The sequence below is a fragment of the uncultured Caballeronia sp. genome (assembly GCF_964243625.1).
Taxonomy (GTDB): Bacteria; Pseudomonadota; Gammaproteobacteria; order Burkholderiales; family Burkholderiaceae; genus Caballeronia.
Window position 1 is genome coordinate 1 of record NZ_CAXTGZ010000332.1, and the last position, 6713, is coordinate 6713.

Genomic DNA, 6713 nt, shown 5'->3' on the forward strand with positions numbered 1-6713 from the left:
AACCCGGCTCATGCGTTGATTGGTTTCGATCCTGACGATATCGCTCATGGTCTTCCTTGAAATGAAAATGGCCGCACATTGCTTCAAGCGCGGTTCAAGTTGTTGCTGCAGGGGCGCTATTAAACCCGTTGAACCGGTCGATGGCAAACGCATCGAGCGGCAACGACGCCACGCCGTCCAGAACCAGCTCGGACACCAGCTTGCCGCAGCCTGGTCCAAGCTGGAAACCGCTGCCGCAATATCCGAACGAGTACGTCAGGTTCGACGCACGTTTGCTGCGCGAGATCACCGGCAGCGAGTCGTCCGTGAACGCTTCCACGCCGGCCCACGCGCGGTTGATACCGAGATGGCGCAGATGCGGAAACAGATCGACCACGGTATTCGCGCTCTTGACCAGCCGCAGGAAATCGACTTCACCGTGACGTCCTGGCAGATCCGCAATGCCGATCAGCTTTCCGCCGATCACGACCGTGCCGTTATCGAATTGCTTGAACGACAACGGCCTGCCGGTTGCGCCCAGCGTCGCGCGACAGAATGGCGCCACGCGATGCGTGACCATCAGCATGAGCCCTTCCGGATGAACAAGAACCGGTTCGCCGACTTGCGCCGCGAGTTCGCCGGCCCATGCGCCGGCGGTCACAACGAGTTGCCCGGCAGAAAAATCCCCTCGCGGCGTATGCGCAATCCAGCGTTCGCCCGTCTGTTCGATTCGCGTCACAGGCGTCCCTTCGTGGAACACCGCGCCATTGCGCTCCGCTGCCTTGCGAAACGCAGTCGTTGCGCGAAACGGCAACGCGTAGCCATCACGTTCGACCCAGATACCGCCGGTGACTTGCGGCGTGATCGCCGGTTCAAGTTCGAGCAGGGTTTCGCGATCGATGATCTTTTCATGCGTGAAGCCGTGCGACTCGAGCAGCGCGACGCGTTCGCGGGATTCATCGAGTTCGGCGTCGGTTTCCGCGATCTTCAACTGCCCCGACGCGACGAAACCGGCGTCATCGCCGACTGTTTCCACGATGTTGTGCCAGATCTCGCGCGACATCAGCGACAACGGAATCTCGGGCACGGGTCGGCCGAGCGTGCGCACGCCGCCCGCATTCACGCCCGATGCATGCCGCCCGATGTAATCCGCCTCCAGCACGGTCACGCTCGCGCCACGCTGCGCAAGATGAAACGCGCTGCTCGACCCGTGCAAGCCGCCGCCGATCACCAGCACGTCCGACTCGTTGGCTGCGGGCTTAGTCACCGGCGAGTTCTCCGAGCGTGAGCGGCTTGATCGGTGGGCGAATGCGGTAATAGCCGACGGTTTCAGGCGTGACGCTGCGAGCATCGGCGATCACTTCGGTTACCGTAAGACCGCACATGCGTCCCTGGCACGGTCCCATGCCGCATCGGCCGAAAGACTTCGCCTGGTTCGGCCCGAGACAACCGAGTGCCACGAACTGGCGTAGTTGCCCCGCCGTCACTTCTTCACAGCGGCACACAATGACCTCGTCCTTCGGCACCCGGTTTTCATCGCGCGGACGATACAGGCTGTCGAGGAAAGGCCGGATGCGCATCACTTCTGCCAGCCTGCGCATACGTGGCGCAGCGCTTTGATCGCGGGTTTTTTCATCGATGGCGCCAAGTTGCTGCGTGATCGCCAACGCCGTCACTTCGCCCTGCATCTCCGCCGCCTGCGCGCCGCCGATACCCCCGCCATCGCCCGCAACGAAGATGCCGGGGACATCGAGCTCGCCCCATTTGTCGGTGGTGGGCGTGAAGCAGAGTTGTGCGTCGTCCCACTTATGCGACGCCCGCAACGATAAGGAAAACTGCGTATTCGGCACCACGCCCTGATGCAGCAGGATCACGTTTGCCTCGATCCGATGCGACACGCCCCGCACCGAGAACGTCAGCGCATTCGCTCGCTCCGCGCCGTCTTCACCTATCACTCCTTCCACGCGCAGGTCGTCGGCGGCTTCGTGCATCGGCACGCCGGCGTCGCGCAACGTGCGCATCAGCTGCAGGCCTTTGCTCAAGTACGGCCACGCACGCAACGCGGACACCATGTAGCGTTTCGCGCGCCAGCGGTCCTCGTGGCGGGTTGTATCGACGAGTGCGCGAATCGGAACGCCTGCCCGCACGTATTGCCAGCCGAGCAGGTACAAGAGCGGACCGCAACCGACGAGCACCGGCGGTTCGCTCGGCACTTCGCCCGCGCTCTTCAGCAGGATCTGCGCGGCGCCCGCGGTCAACACGCCGGGCAAGGTCCAGCCCGGGATCGGGAACGGCCGTTCCAGCGCGCCGGTCGCAAGCACCACACGCTTCGCCTCGAAGCTGCCGACCTTTCCGTCTTTCAAGTAATGCACCGTTTTCTCACGCGTGACTTGCCAGACGGACGCGTTCGGCACGTAACGCGCGCCGGAACGGGCGAAGGCCGTCGCGATCGCGCTGCCCGCCTGATAGTCGGGACCGAGAATCTCGCGGCGCTGCGCATCGCTGCGTTCTATCGCACGATAAATCTGTCCGCCAACCGACTCCTGTTCATCGAGCACGACAACGGACAGACCCGCACGCGCCGCTTGCGTGGCTGCCGCGAGCCCTGCGGGACCGGCGCCGATCACGGCGACATCGATGGATTCAGCGGCCATGAATGCTCTCCTTGGTCGTGTACGACATTGGCGGAAGATCACTCGCGCCTTCTTGCGAGTGAATGCGCATGCCGTCGCGCACGGTGACAAGACAGCTTTGCCGGCTTGGAATGCCATCGATTTCGACCAGGCATTCGAAGCACGCGCCCATCATGCAATACGGTGCGCGTGGCGCGCCCGATACCGGCGTCGCGCGAAAACGCTGCACACCCGCCGCGAGCAATGCGGCGGCGACAGACCGGCCGCCCGGCACGTTGAGCGGCTGGCCGTTGAACCAGATCTGGACGATGTCGTCGGCCACGGCGGGCGCGACCGGTGCGAGCACCCTGAATAGCGGTTTGGAAGTCATATCGATGCAAAGTGTCGGTGTACTGGATTGGCTGTCATCACGCGGCTAGTGTGCATTGGCGGCAACGTGGCCCGGTTCGAGAAACCGTCCGCCGCGAAACGCGGGAAGCTCCTCGGGGATCTCGCCGCCAGCGACCCACGGCGCGACGCGTTTCGCGTGCGCGGCGGCCAGCGTGACGCCGCTGTGGCAGGTCACGACAAACGCGCCGGGATACTGCAACGATTGCTCGTAGATTGGAAAACCATCGGGACTGTAGACACGCAACGCAGCCCATGTGCGTACCAGCCGCACGTTCTTGAGCATGGGAAAACTGCGCACGCCGCGACGCGCGATGGTCGACAGCACATCGGTGGTGGTGAAGTCGTTGTATCCGACCTCTTCCATGGAGTCCCCGAATTGCACCGAACCTTCGTCGGTCTGGCGCACGTTGATGGTCGGATAATGCAGAAACGGTGCGACGCGTTCGCTCACCAGAACCTGGCCGCGATTTGGCGCGACCGGTGCGTGCAAACCAACCTGCGTACTCAGCGCACGGTTGCCAAGACCGGCCGACAACACCACACGCGGCGCGCGCCACACGGCGCTCTTGCCATGCACGGCGAACCCGCCTTTATCCGGAACGATCCGTCCGATCTCCTCGCCGCTCACGAGCTTCACGCCTCGCCGCTGCATCGCTTCGTGAAGCGCGCGCAGGAGCTTGAGCGGATTCACGTGGCCGTCCATGGGCGTGTAGCTCGCGCCGATCACTTCAGGACCGACCGCCGGCAGGCGTTCGCGCAACTCCTTTGCATCGAGCAACTGAAACGGATAATCGCCGCCAAGCTCGGCTTGCAACGTGGACAAGCGTTTCTCGCGCTCAGCGAGTTCATCGTCGGAAAAACAGAGGTGAAAACCGCCCGGCTGTTTCAGCGATACGTCGATCCCCGTCTCTTCGAGCAGCGACTTCGCAAGCCCCGGCCATAGTTGCGATGAACTGCGCGACCACCGTGCGTAAGGCGACAGGCCGTAGCCTTTGCCCTGCACCCAGACGAGCCCGAAATTGCCGCGGGATGCACGAAAGCCGCCATCGCCCTGATCCAGGACCGTCACTTTCATCCCCTCGCACGCGAGCCCGTAGGCCACCGCGGTCCCCACCAGCCCGCCGCCGACCACCAGCACGTCGGGACTGTCGACTGCATTGCCTTTCATCGTGTTTCTCCTATCAGGACGCGGTCCAGACCGACCATGCGGTCCAGCACGAGCATCAGGATGACCGTTCCAACGATCATCACGGTCGATACCGATGCGACCAGCGGATCGATCGTCTGCGCAATCTGGTTGTACATTGCAACCGGTAGCGTAGTCGTGCCGGGCGTTGCAACGAAGATGGTCATGGTGAGCTCATCGAAACTCTGGATGAACGACAGCACCCATCCGCCTGCAACGCCGGTGCGGATCATCGGCAGGACGACGCGGCGAAATGCGGTAAAGCGGCTTGCCCCGCACGACAACGCTGCGCGCTCGGCATCGCGGTCGAGCCCGATAGCCGACGACAACGCGAGCCGCAACGCATACGGCAACACGATGATCACGTGCGTCGCGCACAGCGCCCAGAACGAGCCGCCGAGCCCGAGCAGGCTCAGGAACCGCAGGAATGCGATACCGAGCACGACGGCCGGGATCATCATCGGCGAGAGAAAAAAGCCGGTGAGCGCGCCGCGTCCGGGAAAGCGATAACGCGCGATCGCGAGCGCCGCCGGGACGGCAAGCGCCACGCCAATGGTCGATGCAACCAGCGCCAGTTTCAACGAAAGCAGGAATGCATCGAGGATCTGATCGTTCTCGAGGATCGCCTTGAACCAGCGCAGCGACGCGCCATCGAAGGGCAGCGAGATGAAGCCTTTGTCGGTGAACGCAACCGCGATCACCACGACCAGCGGCGCCGCGATAAACGTCAGGAACAGCGCGTTGAACAGCAGACCGAGGAATCCGTTTTGTTTCATGACGTCTCCCGGTTCAATCGAAGATGTGTTTGAAGCGGCGCTCGGCGAGCCGGCTGCAGCCCATCACGATCGCCACGTTCGCAATCAGCAACAACACCGCGATGGTCGCGCCCAGCGGCCAGTTCAGCGTGCCGAGGAATTCGTCGTAAGCGGCGGTTGCGACCACTTTCAGCCGCCGTCCGCCGATCAGCGCAGGCGTTGCGAACGCGGACGCTGACAACGCGAACACGATGATCGAGCCCGACAAGATGCCGGGCAGGATTTGCGGCAACAGCACGCGGCGGAAGACGCGAAACGGCGACGCCCCCATGGAACGGCCGGCCCACTCCACTTGCGGGTCGAGTTTCTGCAGCGTGGCCCACACGGACATCACCATGAACGGCACGAGTACATGGGTGAGCGCGATGATGACGCCCGTCATGGTGAAGACGAGCCGGATCGGTTCGGACGTGATGTGCAGCGCCTGAAGCACGTTGTTCAATACGCCGTTGTTGCCCAGCAGGATTTGCCAGCCCAGGGTTCGAACGACCACCGATATCAGCAACGGTCCGAGCACGATCAAGAGGCAGATGGATTGCCACGGCCGTTTCATGCGCGCGAGCACGATGGTCTCCGGCACGCCCAGCACGATGCAGAAGAACGTCACCGCGAACGCGAGCGCTGCGGTGCGGCCGAAGATCGCGGCGTAATACGGATCGGTGACTACCTCGAAGTAGTTGCGCCACGTGTACGTTGCGAGCGTGCCCGCTGTGTCGCTGAAGACGTGGAAGGACAACACGAACGTCAATAGCAGCGGCACCAGCAGCAGGCCGCAGAACAGAAGCAGTGCAGGTGCCGACAGCAACCACGGCGCGGCGCCGGCGCGATCGTCGTCAAGCGTGGCCATCGAGTGTCTCCTTTTGCAGCACGCGCAAGTCGTCGTCCGACCACATGAGGCCCACTTGCTCGCCTTCATTCGGCGGTGGCGCCCCGTTGTTCGGCTGCGCTACGCTGACCTGTCCAAGACCTGTATCGATGAGCAAGAGCCATTGGTTGCCGGTAAACACGCGCGTGGTGATGCGGCCCGTGGCGCGCATCTCTGCACCACCGACTGCCAGGTGCACCTTCTCCGGCCTTATGTACACATTCACCTTGCCCTGCACGTGGCGGCCTTCGTGCGGCACCTTGAGCGTGGTGCCGGCGACATCGACTTCCGCGCATCGGCCATTGCGGCGCAGGACTTCGCCTGGCAGCAAGTTGGTCTTGCCGAGGAACGCCGATGCAAACGGCGTCTCCGGGCGCTCGTACGCCTCGAACGGCGTGCTCAACTGGGCGATGGTCCCGCGATGCATCACCGCAATCCGGTCGCTCATGGTCATGGCTTCGACCTGATCGTGCGTGACGAGGATTGTCGTGATGCCGAGACGCTTCTGGATTCCCCTCAATTCGATATGCATTTCCTCGCGCAGCTTGGCGTCGAGGTTGGACATGGGTTCATCGAGGAGCAGTAGTTCAGGCCGCATGGCAAGGGCGCGCGCAATTGCCACGCGCTGCCGTTGTCCGCCTGAAAGCTCTTTCGGATATCGGCCGCCCAATCCGGTAAGACGCACGAGTTCCAGCGCTTCGGCCACGCGTTCGGCGCGCGCCGCGCGCTTCATGTTGCGCATCTCGAGACCGAAACCCACGTTGCCGTTCACCGTCATATGCGGGAACAACGCGTAGCTCTGGAAGACCACACCCATGCCGCGTTTTTCGGGGCGTTCGTGCGTG

7 protein-coding genes are annotated in these 6713 nt (G+C 63.2%); all 7 read right to left on the reverse strand.

The features are described 5' to 3' along the window. Positions 1-94: 94 nt before the first annotated feature. On the reverse strand, positions 95-1246 hold the full coding sequence (locus tag ACFFAR_RS20660) for an NAD(P)/FAD-dependent oxidoreductase (protein ID WP_375508366.1): 1152 nt from the start codon (positions 1244-1246) through the stop codon (positions 95-97). Continuing rightward, complete coding sequence (locus tag ACFFAR_RS20665; RefSeq protein WP_375508367.1) at positions 1239-2633, reverse strand: NAD(P)/FAD-dependent oxidoreductase; 1395 nt, start codon at positions 2631-2633, stop codon at positions 1239-1241. The genes ACFFAR_RS20660 and ACFFAR_RS20665 overlap by 8 nt, the downstream gene beginning before the upstream one ends. Continuing rightward, complete coding sequence (locus ACFFAR_RS20670; protein WP_062001193.1) at positions 2623-2982, reverse strand: (2Fe-2S)-binding protein; 360 nt, start codon at positions 2980-2982, stop codon at positions 2623-2625. The genes ACFFAR_RS20665 and ACFFAR_RS20670 overlap by 11 nt, the downstream gene beginning before the upstream one ends. A gap of 45 nt (positions 2983-3027) precedes the next feature. Then, a complete protein-coding gene (locus ACFFAR_RS20675) occupies positions 3028-4170 on the reverse strand; it encodes an FAD-binding oxidoreductase (RefSeq protein WP_062001194.1) in 1143 nt (380 codons plus the stop codon). Further along, on the reverse strand, positions 4167-4964 hold the full coding sequence (locus ACFFAR_RS20680) for an ABC transporter permease (protein WP_062001195.1): 798 nt from the start codon (positions 4962-4964) through the stop codon (positions 4167-4169). The genes ACFFAR_RS20675 and ACFFAR_RS20680 overlap by 4 nt, the downstream gene beginning before the upstream one ends. 13 nt (positions 4965-4977) lie before the next feature. Further along, the gene (locus ACFFAR_RS20685; protein WP_062001196.1) at positions 4978-5850 is read right to left on the reverse strand and encodes an ABC transporter permease; all 873 of its coding nucleotides are present in this window, start codon (positions 5848-5850) and stop codon (positions 4978-4980) included. After that, positions 5837-6713, reverse strand: an 877-nt coding sequence (locus ACFFAR_RS20690) for an ATP-binding cassette domain-containing protein (protein ID WP_174364350.1), incomplete at its 5' end; no start/stop codon positions are given. The genes ACFFAR_RS20690 and ACFFAR_RS20685, both read right to left, overlap by 14 nt.

Coding starts and splice junctions, on each gene's coding strand:
- ACFFAR_RS20680 (WP_062001195.1), bottom strand. CDS start 4,964: ATGAAACAAAACGGATTCCTCGGTCTGCTGTTCAACGCGCTGTTCCTG.
- ACFFAR_RS20665 (WP_375508367.1), bottom strand. CDS start 2,633: ATGGCCGCTGAATCCATCGATGTCGCCGTGATCGGCGCCGGTCCCGCA.
- ACFFAR_RS20675 (WP_062001194.1), bottom strand. CDS start 4,170: ATGAAAGGCAATGCAGTCGACAGTCCCGACGTGCTGGTGGTCGGCGGC.
- ACFFAR_RS20670 (WP_062001193.1), bottom strand. CDS start 2,982: ATGACTTCCAAACCGCTATTCAGGGTGCTCGCACCGGTCGCGCCCGCC.
- ACFFAR_RS20685 (WP_062001196.1), bottom strand. CDS start 5,850: ATGGCCACGCTTGACGACGATCGCGCCGGCGCCGCGCCGTGGTTGCTG.